General features: G+C 38.3%; 15 protein-coding genes. 1 reads left to right on the top strand and 14 read right to left on the bottom strand.

Annotation, left to right across the window (positions count from 1 at the left end):
* Positions 1-3: 3 nt before the first annotated feature.
* The 4 genes from N0M92_RS18330 to N0M92_RS18315 all read right to left on the bottom strand — a co-directional run bounded on the left by N0M92_RS18330 (position 4) and on the right by N0M92_RS18315 (position 4,199).
* The gene (locus N0M92_RS18330; protein ID WP_260287179.1) at positions 4-1,161 is read right to left on the bottom strand and encodes an acyl-CoA dehydrogenase family protein; all 1,158 of its coding nucleotides are present in this window, start codon (positions 1,159-1,161) and stop codon (positions 4-6) included.
* A gap of 117 nt (positions 1,162-1,278) precedes the next feature.
* Positions 1,279-2,139 carry a hydroxymethylglutaryl-CoA lyase gene (locus N0M92_RS18325; RefSeq protein ID WP_260287178.1) on the bottom strand — a complete coding sequence of 287 codons (861 nt, stop codon included), beginning with the start codon at positions 2,137-2,139 and terminating at the stop codon, positions 1,279-1,281.
* Positions 2,140-2,156: 17 nt separating this feature from the next.
* Complete coding sequence (locus tag N0M92_RS18320) at positions 2,157-3,329, bottom strand: acyl-CoA dehydrogenase family protein (RefSeq protein WP_260287177.1); 1,173 nt, start codon at positions 3,327-3,329, stop codon at positions 2,157-2,159.
* 84 nt (positions 3,330-3,413) lie between these two features.
* Positions 3,414-4,199 carry an enoyl-CoA hydratase/isomerase family protein gene (locus N0M92_RS18315; RefSeq protein WP_260287176.1) on the bottom strand — a complete coding sequence of 262 codons (786 nt, stop codon included), beginning with the start codon at positions 4,197-4,199 and terminating at the stop codon, positions 3,414-3,416.
* Between the two features lie 1,117 nt (positions 4,200-5,316).
* On the opposite strand from N0M92_RS18315, the gene N0M92_RS18310 reads away from it, so the two are divergent.
* Entirely contained in the window at positions 5,317-6,576 is a 1,260-nt protein-coding gene (locus tag N0M92_RS18310) for an MFS transporter (protein ID WP_260287175.1), read from the top strand.
* A gap of 936 nt (positions 6,577-7,512) precedes the next feature.
* Here the strand turns inward: N0M92_RS18310 and N0M92_RS18305 are convergent.
* The 10 genes from N0M92_RS18305 to N0M92_RS18260 form a co-directional block, all read right to left on the bottom strand.
* Positions 7,513-8,766, bottom strand: coding sequence for a CaiB/BaiF CoA transferase family protein (locus tag N0M92_RS18305; protein ID WP_260287174.1), 1,254 nt, complete (start codon positions 8,764-8,766; stop codon positions 7,513-7,515).
* 404 nt (positions 8,767-9,170) lie between these two features.
* The gene (locus tag N0M92_RS18300) at positions 9,171-10,574 is read right to left on the bottom strand and encodes an MmgE/PrpD family protein (RefSeq protein ID WP_260287173.1); all 1,404 of its coding nucleotides are present in this window, start codon (positions 10,572-10,574) and stop codon (positions 9,171-9,173) included.
* Between the two features lie 68 nt (positions 10,575-10,642).
* Positions 10,643-11,836 carry an acyl-CoA dehydrogenase family protein gene (locus tag N0M92_RS18295; protein WP_260287172.1) on the bottom strand — a complete coding sequence of 398 codons (1,194 nt, stop codon included), beginning with the start codon at positions 11,834-11,836 and terminating at the stop codon, positions 10,643-10,645.
* A 206-nt stretch (positions 11,837-12,042) separates the two neighbouring features.
* A complete protein-coding gene (locus N0M92_RS18290; protein WP_260287171.1) occupies positions 12,043-12,831 on the bottom strand; it encodes an enoyl-CoA hydratase/isomerase family protein in 789 nt (262 codons plus the stop codon).
* Positions 12,832-13,361: 530 nt separating this feature from the next.
* Complete coding sequence (locus tag N0M92_RS18285) at positions 13,362-14,654, bottom strand: TRAP transporter large permease (protein ID WP_260287170.1); 1,293 nt, start codon at positions 14,652-14,654, stop codon at positions 13,362-13,364.
* Between the two features lie 28 nt (positions 14,655-14,682).
* Complete coding sequence (locus N0M92_RS18280; RefSeq protein ID WP_260287169.1) at positions 14,683-15,219, bottom strand: TRAP transporter small permease; 537 nt, start codon at positions 15,217-15,219, stop codon at positions 14,683-14,685.
* A 242-nt stretch (positions 15,220-15,461) separates the two neighbouring features.
* Positions 15,462-16,526, bottom strand: a complete 1,065-nt coding sequence (locus N0M92_RS18275) for a TRAP transporter substrate-binding protein (protein WP_260287168.1) — start codon at positions 16,524-16,526, stop codon at positions 15,462-15,464.
* A gap of 474 nt (positions 16,527-17,000) precedes the next feature.
* Complete coding sequence (locus N0M92_RS18270; protein ID WP_260287167.1) at positions 17,001-17,345, bottom strand: AtuA-related protein; 345 nt, start codon at positions 17,343-17,345, stop codon at positions 17,001-17,003.
* 4 nt (positions 17,346-17,349) lie between these two features.
* Entirely contained in the window at positions 17,350-18,732 is a 1,383-nt protein-coding gene (locus tag N0M92_RS18265) for an acyclic terpene utilization AtuA family protein (RefSeq protein ID WP_260287166.1), read from the bottom strand.
* A 446-nt stretch (positions 18,733-19,178) separates the two neighbouring features.
* Positions 19,179-20,519, bottom strand: a complete 1,341-nt coding sequence (locus tag N0M92_RS18260; RefSeq protein WP_260287165.1) for a CoA-binding protein — start codon at positions 20,517-20,519, stop codon at positions 19,179-19,181.
* Between the last annotated feature and the right edge of the window lie 190 nt (positions 20,520-20,709).

Raw genomic sequence — 20,709 nt, 5'->3', positions numbered from 1 at the left:
TTATTAAACATGTACTAAGTATTCTTTATGGAGCTGTGCTGCAATAATATTTTTTTGAATTTCTGATGTTCCTTCATAGATTTTGGTGATTCGGGCATCACGATAATACCTTTCGATCGGATACTCCCTTATGTACCCAATCCCCCCATGAATTTGGACTGCTTTGTCTGCAATTCGATTGAATATTTCCGATCCAAGTAGTTTGGCCATAGATGCTTCTTTCATCACATTCATTCCTTGATCGACCATCCAGGCTACACGGTAGGTAACTGAACGCAATGTTTCAACATCTAACGCAATTTCCGCTAAATAGTGCTGAATAATTTGCTGTTCAAAGATTGGTTTTCCAAACTGTTCACGATCATGTGCATATTTGATGGATAACTCTAGTAATTTTTGGCTAGATCCCAGGTTACGGGCTGCCAGTCCTGCACGGCCATTAGCGAGAATTTTTAAAGCATTAACATAACCTAGCCCCTCTGCTCCAAGAACATTTTCTAATGGAACTTCACAATCTTCAAAAAAGATTTCACAGGAATGGGAGCCTCGGAGGCCCATTTTTTCTTCCGTTTTTCCAACTATAAACCCTTTAAAATCCTTTTCAACGATGAATGAAGTAATTCCTTTAGCTCCTTTTCCAGGATCTGTAACAGCCATTACCGTAAATACATCAGCAATAGGCCCGTTTGTAATATAATGTTTAGATCCGTTTAAAATATATTTGTCCCCTTTGCGGACAGCTTTAGTTTTAATTGCTGCTGCATGTGACCCAGCGCTTGGTTCAGTTAAGGCAAATGCACCTATCAGCTCTCCAGACGCCATTCCAGGTAAATATTTTCTTTTTTGTTCCTCATTCCCCATTTCTACGATACCGACTGAGCCAATTCCTGTATGTGCTCCAATTACGGTTGTAAACCCATTGGAGGTACGGCCAATTTCTTCAAAAATGGCACACTTTCCTACCATATCTATTCCCAATCCGCCATACTCTTCCGGAATACTCAAACCAAATAAACCTATATCCTTGCTCATTTTCAAAATATGTTCAGGAATTTTGTCCTCTCTCTCAATTTGATCTGCAATTGGATCGACTGTATTATCGACAAAATCTCTTATCGATTTCTTCATTTCCATTAATTCAGGCGACAGCGTAAAATCCATGTTGTTTCACTCCTTTAAGTTGATATAGATTCATGTTAAACGTATTTATTGTTTCGAAAAACTATGCAAAGTTTGCTGCTACCTGTATTAATGCTCTCCTAAAAATTTTAAAGGCATTTATAATTTGCTGGACAAACTTTTAGCAAAAGGGGTTATTTTAATAAGTTCCGCGTAGTCAACTTCGGTTTGACACCCCATCCTCTTAACCATGTTCAGCAAATCCTCCGTGGAAAGATTGCCCGTTGCCCCAGGGGAATATGGACATCCACCAAGACCGCCTACTGAACTGTCAAACTTTGTTATCCCTGCTTGCATGGCCGCAACCACATTTGCCAAGGCCATATTTTCTGTATCATGGAAATGTCCGACAAATGTGGTATCTGGATATAAATCTCTTAATCTCGAAAATCTTTCATACACGAGTTTTGGATCAGCCTTCCCATTTGTATCACCAACATCAATTTCATCAGCACCAAGCTCTACGAAACCGTCGCATACATATTTGACTTCTTCCAACGAAACATCACCTTGGAAAGGACACTTAAATGCCATAGAAATATAGGCACGAATAAAAATCCCCTCTTTTTTGGCCCTTTCGAACATCGGTACACACTCATCCAATGATTCAGATGTCGTTTTATTAATATTCTTTTGATTAAATTTAGTGCTAGCCCCAATAAATACCGCCACTTGGGGTACTTTGGCTGCGATTGCACGTTCTAAAGCTTTGAGATTTGGAGTCAGAGCAATAGAGGTAATTCCAAGATCATTACAGTAACTGGATATTTCTTCTGAATCAGCCATTTGAGGCACCCATTTCGGATGGACAAAAGATGTTGTTTCCATTCGGGAAAATCCAGCTTTAGCAAGCTGAGCGATAAGCGTTTTCTTCGCATCTGTTGAAATAGGCAGGGATTCGTTTTGTAAACCATCACGAGGCCCTACTTCCACAATTTCCACTTCTTTTGGAATAAACAAAGGTTATGCCTCCCGAATTAGTATGATCTTGGTAGCCCAAGTACGTGCTCAGCTACATAAGATAGAATTAAATTGGTTGAAATTGGTGCCACTTGATAAAGCCTTGTTTCTTTGAATTTACGCTCAACATCATACTCTTCGGCAAAGCCAAAACCGCCATGAGTTTGTAAAGCTGTATTCGCTGCTTCCCAGGAAGCATCAGCAGCAAGCAGCTTGGCCATATTAGCCTCTGCTCCACACTTCTCTCCAGAATCAAACAAAGTCGCTGCTTTGAAACGCATAAGATCTGCAGCCTCTATATTGACATGTGCACGGGCAATCGGAAATTGAATTCCTTGGTTTTGCCCAATTGGGCGACTAAAAACCACTCTCTCTTTTGCGTAATTTGAGGACCTCTCTATGAACCAACGTCCGTCTCCAATACACTCAGCTGCAATTAAAATTCGTTCTGCATTCATCCCGTCTAAAATATATTTAAAACCTTTGCCTTCTTCTCCAATCAGATTTTCAACTGGAACTTCTAAGTTTTCAATAAATAACTCAGTTGTAGCATGGTTCATCATCGTTCGAATTGGATTAATCGTTAGCCCATTCCCAATAGCTTCTCTAAGGTCAACAAGTAAAACAGAAAGCCCTTCAGATTTTTTCTTTACCTGGTCTAGGGGCGTGGTCCTGACAAGCAAGAGCATTAAATCTGAATATTGCGATCGTGAGATAAATACTTTTTGGCCATTTACAACATATTTATCCCCTTTTCGCTCTGCGAATGTTTTTAATTTGGTGGTATCCGATCCAGTATTTGGTTCAGTAACACCAAATGCCTGTAGCCTCAAAGAACCATCTGAAATTTTAGGGAGATATTTGGCCTTTTGTTCAGCACTTCCATGACGAAGTAGCGTTCCCATTGTATACATTTGGGCGTGGCAAGCTCCTGCATTTCCGCCAGAACGGTTAATTTCTTCTAATATAATAGAGGCTTCTGTTATTCCAAGGCCTGATCCCCCATATTCTTCTGGTATAAGAGCAGCCAAAAATCCACTTCTCGTAATCTCGTTAACAAATTCTTCAGGATAAGCTAGTTTCGCATCTAACTCTCTCCAATAGGAATCAGGATATTTGCTGCAAACTGCACGGACACTTTGTCTTAGGTCTTCATGGATTAGTGTATTCTCTTTTATAGTTGTACCCATATTTATTTTCCTCCCTATAATTAAAATGGAACGAGTGAAGTCAGGTTAATAAAAGTTTCCTGCGTCAGGCGATATCTGATTCTTCTATTTTCCAGCAAATCGTGGGTGACGTTTTTCTACAAATGCACGGACCCCCTCTAGTCGATCTTCAGTGTCAATGCAGCGATTGTAATAGCTTATTTCTATTTTTTTGGCTTCTTCATTAGGCATTCCAAATAACGCCTCAATTGATTGCTTACAGGTTTGAACAGCTATTGGTCCATTTTTAACAATTTGTTCAGCGATTTCTATTGCCTTTTTAAGAATTTCACTTGAATTAGTAAGAACATTAACAAGCCCAATCTTTTCCGCTTCTACACCTGAAACAATTCGTCCAGTACAAACCCATTCTTTTGCCCGATGAACGCCAATTCTTTTTGACAATAATCTAGTTCCACCGCAGCCTGGCATGATTCCCCTAGTAACTTCTGGCAAACCAAATTTAGCTGTATCAGCTGCAACTAACATGTCACAGTTTAAAACGATTTCAAAACCTCCAGCAAGTGCATAACCATCTACCACTGCAATTACCGGCTGTTTCATATCATGGATGGCACTAAACATCTTCTGATATAGTAAATGCTGATTCTTCCACTCCCCTTCAGACATATTATTGCGTTCCTTTAAATCGGCTCCTGAACAAAATGACTTTTCAGTAGAGGAAGTGATTAAAACTGCTCTAATATCATCACTTTGGTCTACTTCTCTGATAATGTTTAACATCTGTTCAGCCATTTCAGTTGTAAATGCGTTTCTTGCTTCAGGCCGATTTAATGTAATTTTGGCGATGTTACTCTCGGTTCCAACTGTACTCAATTCAACTATAGCCACGATTGTCAATCCTTTCTGGACTTTTCGTCTTTATCAGATAGTACTTTGCCTAAATCCCTAAATTTCATTGATTGACCTTTTCATAACTTCCTTTACATATTTATTTTCAATTTTTGTATCAATCAGTTCTAGTAATACCCAATCTCTCTCAATCCCCATAATATTCTCCAACACCAATAGATTTATACTTGGTTTCCTTATTAATCTAGCTATAGATACCCTCCCTTCATAATCACTGATGAACGAGGTAAATATAAAATATGTTTTATATAATAAATACTCTTTCTATTAGTTTTATAAATGCAATTATCGTGCCAAACCACAAAAGTATATAAACCCTGAATCTAATTGAAATTTTTCTATTATTAATGTAAAAATTCATTCATTCGATGTAAATTTACATTAAACCTAGGTATCACGAAATTACAATAGAAAAGACCACCATGTAATTGGAGGTCTTTTTAAGAGGAAAGATGATAAAATTACAGCGGGGTTATGTTAGATCAGAATCAGGAATAACCTGAAACGATTTTCGATATCGTGACATGTCGGCGTACAGTGCATAACAACAATTATTTTTAGTAGTTGCACTAAATTCCGAACCATACAACATCTGTTAAATTGTGGTATTTTTAGATAACTTGTATTTTAGCTCACTTTTCTTCTAAAAAAGGAGGACATGTATGGATAAAACTGTCGACAGGATTTTGTTTCTTTCCTTTCCCTTAGTGGACTATTTATTGACAATTAACCCTTTAAGGATGAATTTTTGTAAGTGTGATACCAGCTTTAGAAATCTGTGGTTTACATTTGCAACTTGTATTTATGGATTGATGAATATTCACATTAAATAAATGAATTATTACATTATTAGTATCCATGCCTTAAATAGTTGTAGTGACCTATCAACTTTCCCGAATTGGCGCGATAATTGCATAACAATTAGCTGAGGAGCAAATTGTCTATACTCCAAAATAAGTAAGTGAGGCGGTAAAGGGGTAGATTTCTAATCAATACAAAGGAGAAGGAGTCGGCAGAGAATTTGTTCCTCTAATTATGAAGTCGCTTACAAAGAATCATATGTTTCATGTATTTAAAAATGGAAGGAGTGTTTTGCATGCGTTGGGTTAATCTTCTACTTTTGTTTTTCTCCGCTTTTATTGTCTTTGCGGATAAGCAAGTTTTTGGATATGCTGCTGAACCGTTAATGAATGAATTTGGCATTAACAGTGCCCAGTGGGGAATTTTAGGGAGCAGCTTTTTCTGGCTATTCATCATAACAAGCTTTGTGGGTGGGACATGGTCGGATCGTTTGGGGACCACCAAGATCATCTTTATTGTCTTAGGAGGATTGACGATTGTACAGCTTGGTGCCTATGCTATAATCGGATTACCTATGCTCATGCTCTACCGAATTTTGCTAGGAGCGTTCGAAGGTCCATTTCTTCCGACTGGAATGAGTCACATTACGCATAGGTTTCCTACAGAGCTGAGAGGTTTGGCATTGTCCATTTTTATTTCTGCAGCTTCTCTAGGCGGTATCATATCCTCTCCAATCCTCGTCGCAATGATGGAGAAATATGGCTGGAGATGGACTTTCGTCTCATTGGGCGTCTTAAGTTTGACCATGCTCGTCATTTGGGGGATGATGGATCGGTACAGCAAGGATAAGCAAAAACCTACTTCATCAAAGGCCAATCAATTAAAATGGTCTGAAATAGTTCCTGTTCTTCGTAATCCGGCTTGCTTTTTAACTCTAGCTCTATCAGCAGCTACCTATTGTTTTATTCTTTGGATGGCGTTATGGGCACCGATTTATTTAACAAAAGTCATTAAATTGGAGCCCATGCAGATGGCTTATGCCATTTCGGCATCAGGGGTTGCATCCTTGGTAATGGTCATATTGATTTCATCTATCTCTGACCATATTTTCAAAAAAAGTCAAAGCTATAGAAAAGCGCGAGTCTTGGTTGCCGCCATAACCACAATAATTGGGGGACTTGCTCTTGCGGTGATTCCCCTTTTAGGAAATTCGATCCTCTGGATTTGCGTGGCTTTGTGCGTGGCAAAAGGATCCACATACGTTAATGTCTCAATGAGTACACAAGTCATGATTAAATTGATGCCAGAAAGAGCTGGTCTTATGTCAAGTATTTTAACTTTAGGAAACAATACTACTCAATTAGTTGCACCCATTGTTATCGGGATATTAGTACAAGCCGGGGGAGCAAATCTTGAACTTGGTTTTAATTATTCAATATATTCAATGGTCGGGTTGTTCATCCTAACTTCTGTTCTCTACTTAATTTTTGTGAAACCTGATAATGTTTCCAATGACGTATATACTACCAATTCATCTAAAGGAGAAGTAGTATAACAAGTGGGTTTTTTATGAACCTAATTAATTTTTTCAATTGACGGTATCCAATTAGAAAATTACCATTTCTTGAACGCACCTAAGTCGGGAGTAAATACAAAAGGGTTATAGGTAAACGGTGTAAGCGATTGCGATACGCAAAGATAAACCGACCATTCGTCCATGCTGGCAAATATGGAAAAGCAAAGAGCTGTACTCTTATAAAGGTAAAATCCTAGGCAGAGATAGAACCGCCTGATAGAAATACTTGAGGATACACAAATCATGGTCACCACAACCGCAACAAAGAATAAGCTGAATTTCCCCATAAAGGAAGCGATGTGAATATAACGGGTAACTTGCAGAAAGGGCACATCCCTATGGCCGTTTAAATTCGGGATCAAAGATTAGGATGCGAATATAAGCAATTAACCATCTATTATATCTCCGCCGATTGCATCGCCTAAGAAAAATTAAGACAATAAAAATAACTCTAATCGATAGTCGATTAGAGTTATTTTTATTGTTAACTAATATGGTTGCACCTATACTAAAAGGTGGTTGGTGTAAGGAATGTACGGGAAGTTTTTTTACCACTTAATACGCCTGAATAACATCTCACTGTATAGACTTATACAGCATTACCCATCATTATTTATATGTAGCTAAAAAAGTGGTTATAAGTTGCTGGGATTTTAATGAAGAATAGTTTTGTAGAACGAAACTAGGCTTTTGAAATACTTTTTCTACTCTGACTTACACTGTCGGAAGATGATTCAGCTACACTGCCAATTCATAATATTTCCTTCTATTTAATAAGTTCAGCCCCATGTATCGGTAAATTCCACTGCAAGGAATCTTGCTCGCTGTCATCCTTGATAATCCCTTTGTTTACTACTGTTGAATTATAAAAGAAACCATGCCATGACTGTTGTCCCAGTTTGAATAGTATTTAATCTATATGACACCTTGCTCCTTTAACCTATCCATATCTTCACGACTATACCCTAGGAGACCACAATAAACCTCTTCATTATGCTGACCCAAAAATGGTGCCGGTGAATCAAATTCTACAGGAGTTTTAGAAAATTTAATAGGTAAACCAGTGCCCATCACCTCTCCTTGTTTTTCCATGAGGGGATGGAATAAAGGCACTATTGCCTTCCTGTCAATCAATTCCGGATCTTTCATAACATCTTTGGCGATGGTGACCGGTGAGCAAATAACACCTTGCCGAGGTAATTCTTCAATGAGTTCATAAACAGTTTTGCTTTTTGTCCATTTTTCTACTATTTCAACTAATGCCACAGCATTTACGACCCTCTGGCCGGTATTGCGGAATCGATCATCCAAAAGGACATTTTCTTGATTCATAGCTTTAAAAAGCTTTCTTGCTTCCCCCTCGGTCAGTGCAGAAATGGTTATATAACCGTCCTTGGCAGGGAATACTCCGAACAAAGGCAATCGGTGATGATAATTTCCTGTCCTGTAATTTATATTGTATTGATCAAATATATCGTAATGTTCCCCAGCAACAAAGGTAACCAAACTATCCAACATAGCTACGTCTACGTATTGACCTAACCCTGTTTTTTCTCTGTAGGACAAAGCAGATAAAATACCTATCGTCGTATATAAAGGCGACAGCATATCAGCCATGGGAACACCTAACCGTGTTGGTGGGCCATCAGGAAAACCGGTGGCATCCATAATCCCGCTCAATGCCTGAATAACGGTATCGTAGGCGCGCATATGTTTGCGTGGTCCTTCTTGTCCAAAACCGCTAATCGACGCGTATATAATCCCTGGATTGATCTTTTCTATGTCTTTATAGCTTATACCTAGACGATCTACGGTTCCCGGGCTGAAATTCTCTACTATAATATCAGCATGCTCAGCTAATTTATATAAGATATCCTTCCCTTCAGTGGTTTTTAAGTTCAGGGTTATCCCTTTTTTATTCCGATTCCGGTTTAAATGGGAAAGTGACATGTTATCGCCTGTCATTTCACTGAAGTCTATCCCGTTTGATCCTAAGTACGGAGAGTTGTAGCGTACACGATCCCCATCCTGCTGTTGTTCAACCTTTATAACTTCAGCACCGAGACCACCCAATAGCAACGTGCAATAGGGGCCGGCCAGAGCAATAGAAAGGTCTAGTACACGCATACCTTGTAAAGGTTTTTGTATTTCATTTGTTGAATCTATCATTTGGCAAACACTCCTTATTTTTGATAGATAGCAATAAATCCTCATCCTCACTTCATTTTTGTGGAATATTCTTAAAATTCACTCAATTATCTCGCTATTTTCTATTTAAATAAGATCTAGTCTTCTAAATACGGGAATTTGGGTTACCTTAATGTTAAAAATAGCAAATGAAAAATGATTAAAACAGAACTCCTGCCTAAATATTACAATATTACGGTAGTATCTACCACTAATCACCTGTTATACCACGGGGCGCATTTACCGTTAAAACCATAAGTTGGTTTTAGGCAGCGCACCGTGAATAAATAACTTTGCTGCGTTTAATTTTAACGATTTAGCTCTATCATTAATCTGAAAACTCCAAGCAGAAAAGAAAATTTATACTTCACTTTTCGGATTTTGCTTTAAGCCTGCATGTATTTAGTGATTTCGCTTACGTCCTTGACTTTCTCTACATTAAGCACCAATTCTTTGATTCGGCTTACTTTGTCAGAGGAAAGGACCGAGCTCGCATTATTTTCAAACTTGCCAATAATCTCTGCTTCACTCGCAGGATTTTCTCGGCCTCCCCGGTTAGTCTTCATTCTGCGCTCTAACACTCGACCGTCTTTTAGTTTAATCTTAACCCAGCCTGGGAAAGCTCCTGGATAACCCGTTTCTTCTGATGTGATGTAAGTGAATTTTCGAGCCAATCGCAAGACACTCTCATCCTTAATTATTTCACCGGTGAAGTCACCTAAACCGCACTGACCACGATGAAGCATGACGGATAACACGTAAGGAAGACTAAACTTAGCATCGTAAGGAGTCTTTGGTTCATACTTTTCTTCTAGCGGACTGCAAATGATTTCAGCTTGTTTCGGTGAAATAATACACTTAATTTCTTCAATCTCTTCTAATCGGAAGTCCTCTTCATTTCTGATTTGTTTTGTGCAGTCTAAGAAGGCTTGCGTATGGTGGCAGCACGGATATAACTTATAAGCTATGTCATTGACTTCCCATACTTCGTTTAGTCCCTCTAGCACTTTATTCTGATCATGATCTGTCTGATACAGGTAAGAGTTAAAGAAGCCGTACCTTCCTTCAAATACGCTCAATGGACCTGTCATGCCTTCCTCCGCTAGCATAGCGGCAATAATCCCACTATAGGCAGACCACCCTGGCTGCATTTGCTTTAAGGAAGAACCATTGGATAAGAATTCGATAATCCCTGACGCTTGACTTCCACAAATACCCAACGCATGGGTAATAACGGAGGGAGAAAGACCTTTTAATTTGCCAGTCATTACGGCTGATCCGAAACCTCCAAGGAGGGCAGTTGTGTGGAACCCTCTGGCATGGTAGTTTCCCGGCGCAACCATGCCCAGACGGTTAGTCACCTCATATCCTGCCATGACCGCCGTAAGATAATCCTTACCACTGGCTTTTACAGATTCTGCAACAGCTAGGCTGGCAGGAACGACCACTGAACTTACATGGACAACGGAACCTCCGTGCGTATCATCAAAGTCTGGTCCATGCGCCATGGTGGAGTTCGCCATGGCAGCAGCTGCCGCTGAAAATTTTTCCTGGGAACCGATTACGGTACTTTCACTAGTCGTACCCAATTTTCTCATGACATTTTTTACAGTTTGCGCGGTGTCACTTGTCGAGGCAGCGATGCTTATACCAATCGTGTCTAATACGTGATACTTGGCATTTTTCAAAGCTTCATCCTGAATTGCTTCATATTTCAAGTTGGTCACAAAGTCAGTAAGTTTTTCTGATAGAGTATTACTAGTACTGGCCTTTTTTTTCAACTGATACATTTCTACCACTTCCTTAATCTATTTTTAATTATAAGGTCTCTTAATAGAGAATTGGTTAAAAAATTTTACTATTGTTTGACAGTAGTATTTAATTTTCCAAAGTACCTATCGATTTTTTTCCAACCAAGCTCGTCTTGAGCGATAAGATTCCTTTGGATGTTTGGAGCACCTTCACCCGTACGGAAAACTCTAGAAATCATAAGGAAACGATTAATGGGATACTCATTAGCAAACGCATACCCTCCATATACTTCCATAGCTAAATCAGATACCTCTGTCACCGCCTCACCTGCAAAATATTTTGCCATGGAAGCAGCTTTTCCAAACGGTTCCTCTTGATCAGCCAATGAAGCTGCCTTTTGAACCATTAAACGGCTCGCTTCCACCAATACCGACATTTCTGCTATGTTATGCTGGATGGCTTGATATTCAGCTATTTGTTTACCAAAAGCCAATCTTTCCTGGGAATATCTAATACTGTGGTCTAGACAAGCCTGCCCTATCCCAACAGCACGTGCAGGTACACATACACGACCGTATTGTAAAGTCTGAAGAGCTACTTTCATTCCTTCGTTCTCTTCGCCGAGCAAGGCATCGGCAGGGATTTGACATTCATCAAAGACAAGATCTGCAGATGGGATGATATTTGTACCAATACTGCTTGGAATTTTTCTGCCTTCGAATCCTTTGAGATCCTTGGTCTCGACTAGAAAGGCCGAGACTCCTTTTGCCCCTGCAGAAGGATCCGTTTTAGCGAAAACTAGGATTAAGTCTGCAACGTTACCCAAAGTTGCCCACATCTTAGACCCATTAAGAACGTAACCATCTTTGTTGGATGTAGCTCTCGTTTGCATACCGGCATTATCTGAACCAGCATCTGGCTCAGTAAGCGCAAAGCAACCAATCATCTCAGCACTGATTAGTTTTGGAATGTACTTTCTCTTCTGTTCCTCCGTTCCAAACAAATAGATGGCCATTGGAACATTAACAGCTTGATTGTTCCAGCAAATAGCCGTTTCTACCGAAGCTCGAGAGAATTCTTCCATTATAATAGACAAGGTTAAAAAACCACTTCCAGTTCCGCCGTACTCAGGTGGAAACAAACACCCGAAGAAACCTTCTTTCCCCATTTTTTCGAAGACATCACGTCTAAATACCCCTTCTCTTTCGCGTTCCTCAATAAAAGGAGTAATTTCCTTTTTAGCAAAATCACGACAAAGTCTTCTCACTTCTTTTTGTTCATCAGTTAATTCAAAAACCATATTCTCATCCTCCTAATCATTCTTTTCTATTTATCTAGTCATCATTATCTAGGAAAGTAAATTACATCCTAAAGGTAATGACATTAGACATGTCCTTTCATTCATAAGCTTCACTATACGATGTATTCATTACATATATTTGGAATGCTTTTATTCCGTTTACTTGGCGTACAGAACTTTTGTAAACTTGGTTATCTTATTTAGGATTAATATCCTACATATGCTGGTTGTCTTTTCTCAAAGAAGGCTTTTACCCCTTCTTGTCCGTCATGGCTGCAGCATAATAGTGTAATCATTTCTGCGGTATACTCGATTGCCTTATTGTATTCCATGTCTTCAATATTATGGTAGACCTGACGCCCCAATTTTAAAGCAAGTGGACTTTTGGTAATGAGCTTTTCAGTAATTTGATTGGTAGCATCCCTAAGCTCATCTTTTTTGCAAACAAAGTTGACCAAACCGATTTCCTTAGCTTCTTCAGCTGGTACATTTTCTCCAAGCATCATCATTTCCAGCCCTTTCTTTCGTCCCACTGAGCGGAATAGGACAGGCATAACTACCATTGGCCACATTCCAATGTTGATTTCGGCGCAACGAATGTTAACATCTTCAGAAACAATCACCATATCACAGGCAGCAATCATTCCCACTCCGCCACCTAGCACATGACCACTTATCGAAGCCACAAGGGGCTTGCTTAAAGTAGTAACCATTTTCCATAAATCTCCTACTGTATGCGTATACTCTCTGTAAATAATATGGGGCTTATCTTTATACCCTTGCAGATCTCCTCCTGCACAGAAATACTCACCGGTGTGGGATAATACAATGACTCTTACCTCAGAATCCTCGTCTAATTCCTTAAAAGCGCTCATCATCTCTAACGCAGTGTTTCTACTCATTGCGTTCTTTACTTCTGGTCTGTTAATAATGACTTCCCCTACTCCATTACTTTTTTGAACAACGATATCTTGGTAATCCTGGTAATCTTTCATGAATTTCTCCTCCTAAAAAATAATGTTTTTAATCTTTCATTGAATATACTTGCAAGAAATATGCCAAGTGACGATTCAAAATTTTCAGATTTTGTTAGGCGCTGTCATTTAAAAATCTTTAATAAGTAAAAATGAAATAACTGCTTTATTTCCCATCCCCTTCTTACATTACTTGTTGAATTTCTTCATGATAAACCGTAATACTCCGTTTACTTTAATCAGTTTACTTGGTAAAACCCTTCAGCTTTTGTATACTTCCGCCTCCTATTAGTTTATTTCATTTATTCTTGCGAACTTCGTGCAAAACACAGTTATTATTAGAATCCAGATATTCTATGTCTAGTTATAAAAAGTTGATGTGTATTTTGCATTTTTGATGTAATTCTACATTTTTAATGTAACTTTGCATGAATGGAAGATTTATATCCTTTTAAGATTTGCATTACCTCTCAACCCTTCTTCTACCGAAAGACAACGCCAAAAATTTTTCCTGTGTTACCATCAATTAAACACATGAATTACATTTGAAACTATTTCATTATCATCTCCGGTAACCAAGTAGATATGACTGGGAATAAAATCAAAATCAGCAAGATAATAAGTTCGCAGATAACAAATCTCGTCACACCTCTAAACGCTTCATGTGTCTTGACCCCTGCCGCACCAGCAGCAACAAAGACATTCATTCCTACAGGAGGTGTTACTAAGCCAATTTCTGCTGTTTTCGTTACCACAATACCAAACCAAATTGGATTAAATCCTAAAGACATCATTAAAGGAAATGTAAAAGGCAATGTTAAGATAAGAATAGCTACTTGATCCATGAAGAAACCTAAAATTAAGTAGAGTACGACAACGATTGCTAACACAAGCCATTTTGACATCCCAGAATCGGTAACCACATTAATTAAATTTTGTGTAACTTGCGTTGCAGTCAAAAAATAACTGAAAATCATAGAACAAAAAACGATAGTTACAATCATTCCGGTCGCTTTTAATGTTTTTTGAAAAGCAGTTTGAGCGGCTTTAAATTTTAATCTGCGTGACGATAAAGCAATCAAAAAAGCTCCGAAAGCCCCTAATGCACCTGCTTCAGTCGCAGTAACTATTCCTAAATAAATACCCCCTATCACAATAATGATAAGTAGCACTGCAGCCCATATATTCTTTAGTGATTTAACTTTTTCACTTAAACTAGTTTTTTCATAAATTTTAGGGGCAACGTCTGGATGCCTTTTAACCCAATACACAACCGTTAAAATATAGCCCAAAGCAGTTACAATACCTGGTATAACTCCTGCAACCAGCAAGTCACCCACTCCGGTTTCGGTCAAGATTCCATAAAGAATAAGGACCATACTTGGGGGAATCATAATTGCCAATGTTCCGGATATACTGGCAACTCCCATGGAAAAATGGGTCTTATAGCCATATTTTTCCATTTCCGGCACAGCTGAAGTTGCTAGCGTCGCCGCACTAGCTGTACTGGAACCACTCAATGCCCCCAACCCAGCTCCAGCAATTATTGTAGCAATACCTAAACCACCAGGTAGGTTACTCAACCATTTATGTGAAGCGTAAAAAAGATCTTTTGTCATATTACTGGCCGTCATTAGTTCAGCCATTAATATAAACATCGGAATGGTTGTAAATAAGAAAGCAGCCACATTTTCATAAGGGGTCGTTTGCAACACTCCAAGAGCTAAATCAGAGCCCCCAAGGATATAAAGACCAACTACACCGGAAATCCCCATTGCAAATGCAATTGGCATTCCAGTTGCCAAAAATACAAATAATAATATTATTACAATAGCAACTGTCATCCACTATTTCCCTCCCACATTACATCCCTTAGTCTTCTGAACTGCTGCTATGAAAGCCAAATGCTTCAGAATCTTCTTGATTAAAAGTTAACAACATATAAACCACACTCAGTAATAAACGGATTGTGAAAATGTAAGGACCGATCAGAACCCATACCCATGACAGCCACGTTGGCCACGGAATAAGACCAGCAGCAACATAATTATTAATATAAGCTTCTTGAGTACTTATCATTGCCTGGTACCCAATGAGGAATATCAAGCAAGCGGCGGCTAAAGTATATAAAATATCCAGAACTTTTACTAGTTTGTTAGGCATGAATTGAGTAAGTAAGTCAATTCTAATATGTCCACCCAATTTCCATACATAACTAATACTCAAAAATACAAGAATCACCATTAAATACTTTTCTGAAAATTGGTAAGCCCCCACTATTGACTGATTAAATACATAGCGCATAAAAGCATCCGCTGAAATAAGTATCATCATGATGAATACAGCGATTTGCGCTACAAAGAAAATAACCGAATCAACTTTATCAAATAGATTCATAACTTTTTTCATTTCTAGACTCCTCCTCGTACCATGAATTGCGAAGGGAATTTGAAAGCGCTTCCATTTTAACTACACAATACAGATATATTTGTTAATATAGTCCTATAAGTTGAGATTTTCCAATTCTTGATATAAATAATATACAAGAATCAAATAAAACAAAGAAACGAGTGAGCTATTGGTGAACAGAACATCAATAGCTCCAATTTTCCTTGTGATGCCGTTTCTTGGTTTATTATTGGTACTTAATTTTACTGTTGAAATTCTTCAATATATTGTTGGAACTTCTCTAAAATCTCTGTTCCTGGTAATCCTTTTGCCTCCAAATCTTCAGCCCATTTTTCATTAATCGGTTTTAATTCTTCATTCCATTTCTTTAATTCGTCTGGTTGAATTTCATAAAACTCAATACCCTCTGCTTCATATTCCTCTTGTAAACTTTCCTCTAGTTCTGCAATCCCAGTTGATAATTTTTCAATAGTTTCTTCGCTTGCTTGCGAAACAACATTTTGTACATTTTCCGGCCAACTGTTCCACACCTCTTCATTTACCACATAGGCAAAACCAACTGAGGTTAATTGTGCATTAGTAGAGGAATATTTAGCTAATTTATCCACTTGATAACCAGGCCAACTAAATAAAGTCAACATTGCAGAATCAATTGTCCCTCTATCCCATGAAGTATAAATCTCACTTGCAGACATTGAAACCGGTGTAGAATTAAAATGATGCATGATTGCTTCCTGTACTCCACCTGATGTGAAGACCCTTAGACCTTTAAAATCTTCAACCGACTTAACAGGACGATCGGCGGTTACAATTTGGTAGGGATTCAAGGTAGCTGCCCACAATGGCTTAACACCATTGGGCTTAAACTCTAATTCATATAAATTCTCCTGTACAAGTTTGTTATACGCTTTTGAACCAACAACAGTCCCTGGTACAAGACCAGGATTCGAGGCAATACTGCTTAAAGGCATCTTATCAGCAAAATACCCAGGCATAACGTAAGTAATATCTGCCACTTTATTTTTAGCAAGATCTAATAAACTGGCTGCTTTGCCCAATTGTTCAGCTGGATAATATTCAACCTCTATTTTTCCTTCACCTAACTCTTCAATTCTCTCTATCCACGGAATTACTCCTAATTTTGCAATCGAATGTGTATTAGGAAAAGAGTCAGCTATTTTTATCTTGATTACTTCTTCATTCGATTTCTTAATAACTTCTGTTTGAGTCTTCTCTGTATTACTACAAGCCGCTAGTCCCAATGTTAACAGTACAAATAAAAGAATCATCATCCACTTGCCTTTCATAACAAATCCCTCCCCTTTGACTAGATTCTCTTTTTTCTAGTTTACTTATAAGTACATTCCTTCTAATAAAACTGCAAGCGATTGAATTTATGCCGATATTTCTGCTAAATAGAGCGGTTAAAACTGCAGCAATACAATGCATACTTACATCCTTTTACAATCTTTATGTTTGAATTGCCTTACCATTCACCGCAGCTCACTTACTGTCTGTTTTAACTATGGTTATATAGCAGACACAAAAGAAAACGCTTTTGCAATTAACCAAGCAAATCAAGTAAGCCTGAAAAACTTACCAAGGCAAATAACCATTTTAGAAATATCAAGTGATTTATGCCGACCTAACACACGATAATTGTAAAATGAATCATAAAACACATACGTGTAATGTAAAAAAATTTGATACCAAACTATGTTGTATCGGTGCTAGGTATGAGCAGTGGTGATCGCTTCGGCTAAATCGTATTTTTTAGTCTATTAATTATGCACGAGCTCAAGGTCGTTTTCTTCAACTTCTAATGTAAGTCGTAAAAGAGCCTGGCACATTGTCTTACCTGTGAAATCCATGCGTAAACTTCTAGTTGCCCCTCCACCTAAAGAATTTCTTAAAACAAAATTCATGGCATCAAGAGTAGCAACCTCATATCGTTCCACACTTCCTTTCACCATTTCACCAAAGAACTCTCTTACCTTTTCTGCTGTAAGGTATTTCTGAAGCAAAGGGTAATACCTTTTCTCTTTCGCTATCACAACAATGTTTGAGATATCCCCTTTATCTCCTGAACGTGAATAAACGATATCCTTTAATTGAATCTCTCTCATTTTTTTATACCTCCTTTACCACAACAGTTTCGACTTCCTTTATCTCCACACGAGTTTTAACTTCTTCTCGTGGGACTAACGTTGGCCACAAGGCAAATACTTCACGCGGAGCAGGAGCACCTAGTTGTCCGGTGGCACCAATCGGCCCTACTCCCATCAGTGAAGTGGTCTCTCTTGCCACTTTTGCTGCTTCCTTCTTTTCACGGCATTTGGCAGCAACTCTTAACCTAACCTCATTTATGTCAGGATCTGGTTCAGGAGATGCCGACCAATGACATGAATCCACCCCAATTAAATCGTAGCGCACTTCCTCAGCTTCCAGTTTTACAGTCTCGAAACGGTGCTTAAGAATTTCGATTGCCCTTCTAGCCTTCCCAACTGCGTCAGGCCAAGTAAAAGAGCACTCTCCCTCTCCAATATAGCCATCCGTGTAAGCGATTCCGGCCTTAAGCGATTCCGGCGCTGTTTTTCCCTTGACACCCCAGACCTTGACGGTATCCTTATCTATTTCCTCCATTTGGACGTTTGTGAAATCCGAAATTACCTCTGGCATAATATAGTTCCCGGGATCATGTACTTCGTAAAGGAGGTGTTCAGTAAGGGTCACCTTATTAATCAGACCGCCTGTGCCGGGAACCTTTGTAATGATTAACTCACCGTTTTCGTTTACTTCTGCGATTGGATAGCCCATGTTCCATGGATTTGGTACCTCTTTCCAAAGGCTAGTAATTCCTCCCGAACATGCTGCAGCACATTCAATTAAATGGCCAGCCATAATGCCTAGCGCCAGATTATCCCACTCATTCCATTCCCAACCAAATTCATAGATCAATGGGGCAAGAATAGCGGCATCATCTGTAGTTCTTCCGGAAACAATAATATCCGCTCCTTTTTCAATCGCTTCCACATAAGCTTCTGCTCCAACATACGTATAAGATCCAACAATGCGCTCTCTTATCTTGCTAATATCTTCATCACCCGTATCCAGATTAATCAGCTTTAACCTTCTTTCAACAAGGTCATCAATTTTATCCCCGATTTCATCAGTAATGACGACACCAATTTTTAGATTGTTGATTCCTAACTCTTTAGCTACCTCGGCAATTTTTTCCGCACAAGCTTCAGGATTAGCTCCTCCGGCATTGGTTAATATCTTTATTCCTTTTTCAAGGCAGAGAGGCAACACAGTCCGACAAACGGTGCTAATCGATGGCACATAACCTTTTTCCGGACTCTTACGACGCATTTTTTGTAGGAGGGGTATAGTCGGCTCCCCTAAAAAGTCGTAGGCAAGATAATTAATCTCTCCTTTCTTTACTAATTCAATAGCGGGGTCCAAATTATCGCCCCAAAAACCGCTCCCCGAACCAATTCGAACTGTTTTCATAATTACAATCATTCCTTTCTTTAGGTCTATTAATTAAAGATTTTCTTTCAACATTAAACTTCCAACCAAAGGACTTTTATCGCTGCCAAACAACATGTTCAGGAACATTTACAGCCCTTCCTCCAGTTAAATGAAACTTTGCACGAAGCTTCAAAGGACCTTGTATTTTTGCGCCTTTGGTTTATGTGTCCTTCACCTCCTGCTTGTTATGTTCGTCTTTTAATCTTGCAAAATTCATGCCAAAATAATTACTAGTATAAGTTTGATTTATCAAGTTTTTGGTATTTTAGAGTAGATGCAATTTTGCATTTTTAATGTAAATATACGAATATTTACATTTTTCAGAAATCCATGAATTTACCGCAAGGGACTGTATACATTACTAGCCAGGCCAGTTATTTTAGCGTACAGTCATAATAAGCCAAATATTTGTTTTAACGGAAATTTCAATCCATGTAATAATCTGTAAACCGTTTTACAGCAAAGATACAGGCATCAGTAGTGCGATAAAAAGGGAGTTGGCTTTCCATCAATATTTCGAAGCTCGTTTCCATTTCTCCCGATAATGATGCCCAAATTGGAATAATGGGTTTATTCATTCGCTTGGCTACCTTTATGGTTTGTCTTACCATTATTTCTGTATAGGTTCCTAATTTATATGGAAAAGGAACTAATACCACATCTAAATTTGGATCATTCGCAAATATCTCTAAGTACTCCCCAAAAGCCCTTAGGTTTTCAAAAATGGAAGTTGTCAGATGAATAGGGTTTGTAACCGTTGCTAAATTTGGTAAAAAGTCTTGTAAGAGACCTTTTGTTTTATTAGTAAGATTAGGAACATCAAGATTAACTAACCGACACTTATTCGTAATTAAGGTTTTAATCCCTGTTGAGTAAGCGAATATACCTATACGATTTCCGGTAGGCATTCCATATGTGTCAAAAAGCCAACCTACATCAAGCATTTCATCTACATCTGTAGTTGTAATAACACCTAACTGATTATCGTCTATTCCCATATCAAACTGGTTAATGTTTAATAAGATAATCGGCTTTCCTGTCCTATTTGCGAAATCTGCAGCATTTCGAAATTTCTGTTGATCTTTGATTCCGTCTACTATCGCAAAAATAACCCGTGTGGAGGAATCATATGCCAAAAAGTTGATAAAATCGGCAACTTCTAAATCCGCTTCGTTTCCTGTAGAAATCCAGTAATTAAAACCTATTCCTCGATCATTTGCATCTAAGATTGTCCTCCCTAATCCACCATCTACAGTAATAAGTGATATTTTTCCACTTTGTAAGCGATTTGGTTCATAAAGTAGAGAGGATGAAACTCCGAATGGTTCAGCAAGATTATATAGACCGAAACTATTTGGTCCTAAAATTCGAATCCCGGTCTTTTCAGAAAATGCTTTTAATGTTTCCAACAATTCATGTTGGTCATCATCTAAACCTGCAATGGAAGTTAATAGAATTATAAATTTCACTTTTTTCTTTTCGCATTCATTTAGTAAAGGAGGTACGGATGTAGCAGATGCCATGATGACAACTGTATCAACATGCTCTGGTATATCTTTTAAATTAGTATAGGTTCTCACCCCAAAAATTTCATTGTACTCGCTGTGAACTGGATAGATTTTACCCTTATAATGAGATTTTTGCAGATTAACAAGGACTCTTCCCTCGATTGTATCGGTATCCACAGAAGCTCCTATGAAGGCAACGGACTTCGGATACAGTAAATAGGATAAATCAAGAGTGTTATATTCTATCAGAATGTTCACCTCCTTTTAAATTTTATATTCAATTAACATGCAACAACTATGCCAACATGGAAGGGTTCAAATAAATGGATTTCTTTTCAATTAATTTATTCGAAAAAAATGCATTTTTCCATTTTCGATGTATTAATACATTATTGAGCCAATTGTTATTCATTTGTGATGTAAAATAATTATAGATTTCAAAGATTTC

Source organism: Peribacillus aracenensis (assembly GCF_025175645.1).
In the GTDB taxonomy this organism is placed as follows: domain Bacteria; phylum Bacillota; class Bacilli; order Bacillales; family DSM-1321; genus Peribacillus; species Peribacillus aracenensis.
The sequence above is the reverse complement of the archived record's forward strand: the minus strand, read 5'-3'. Positions and strand labels throughout refer to the sequence as shown.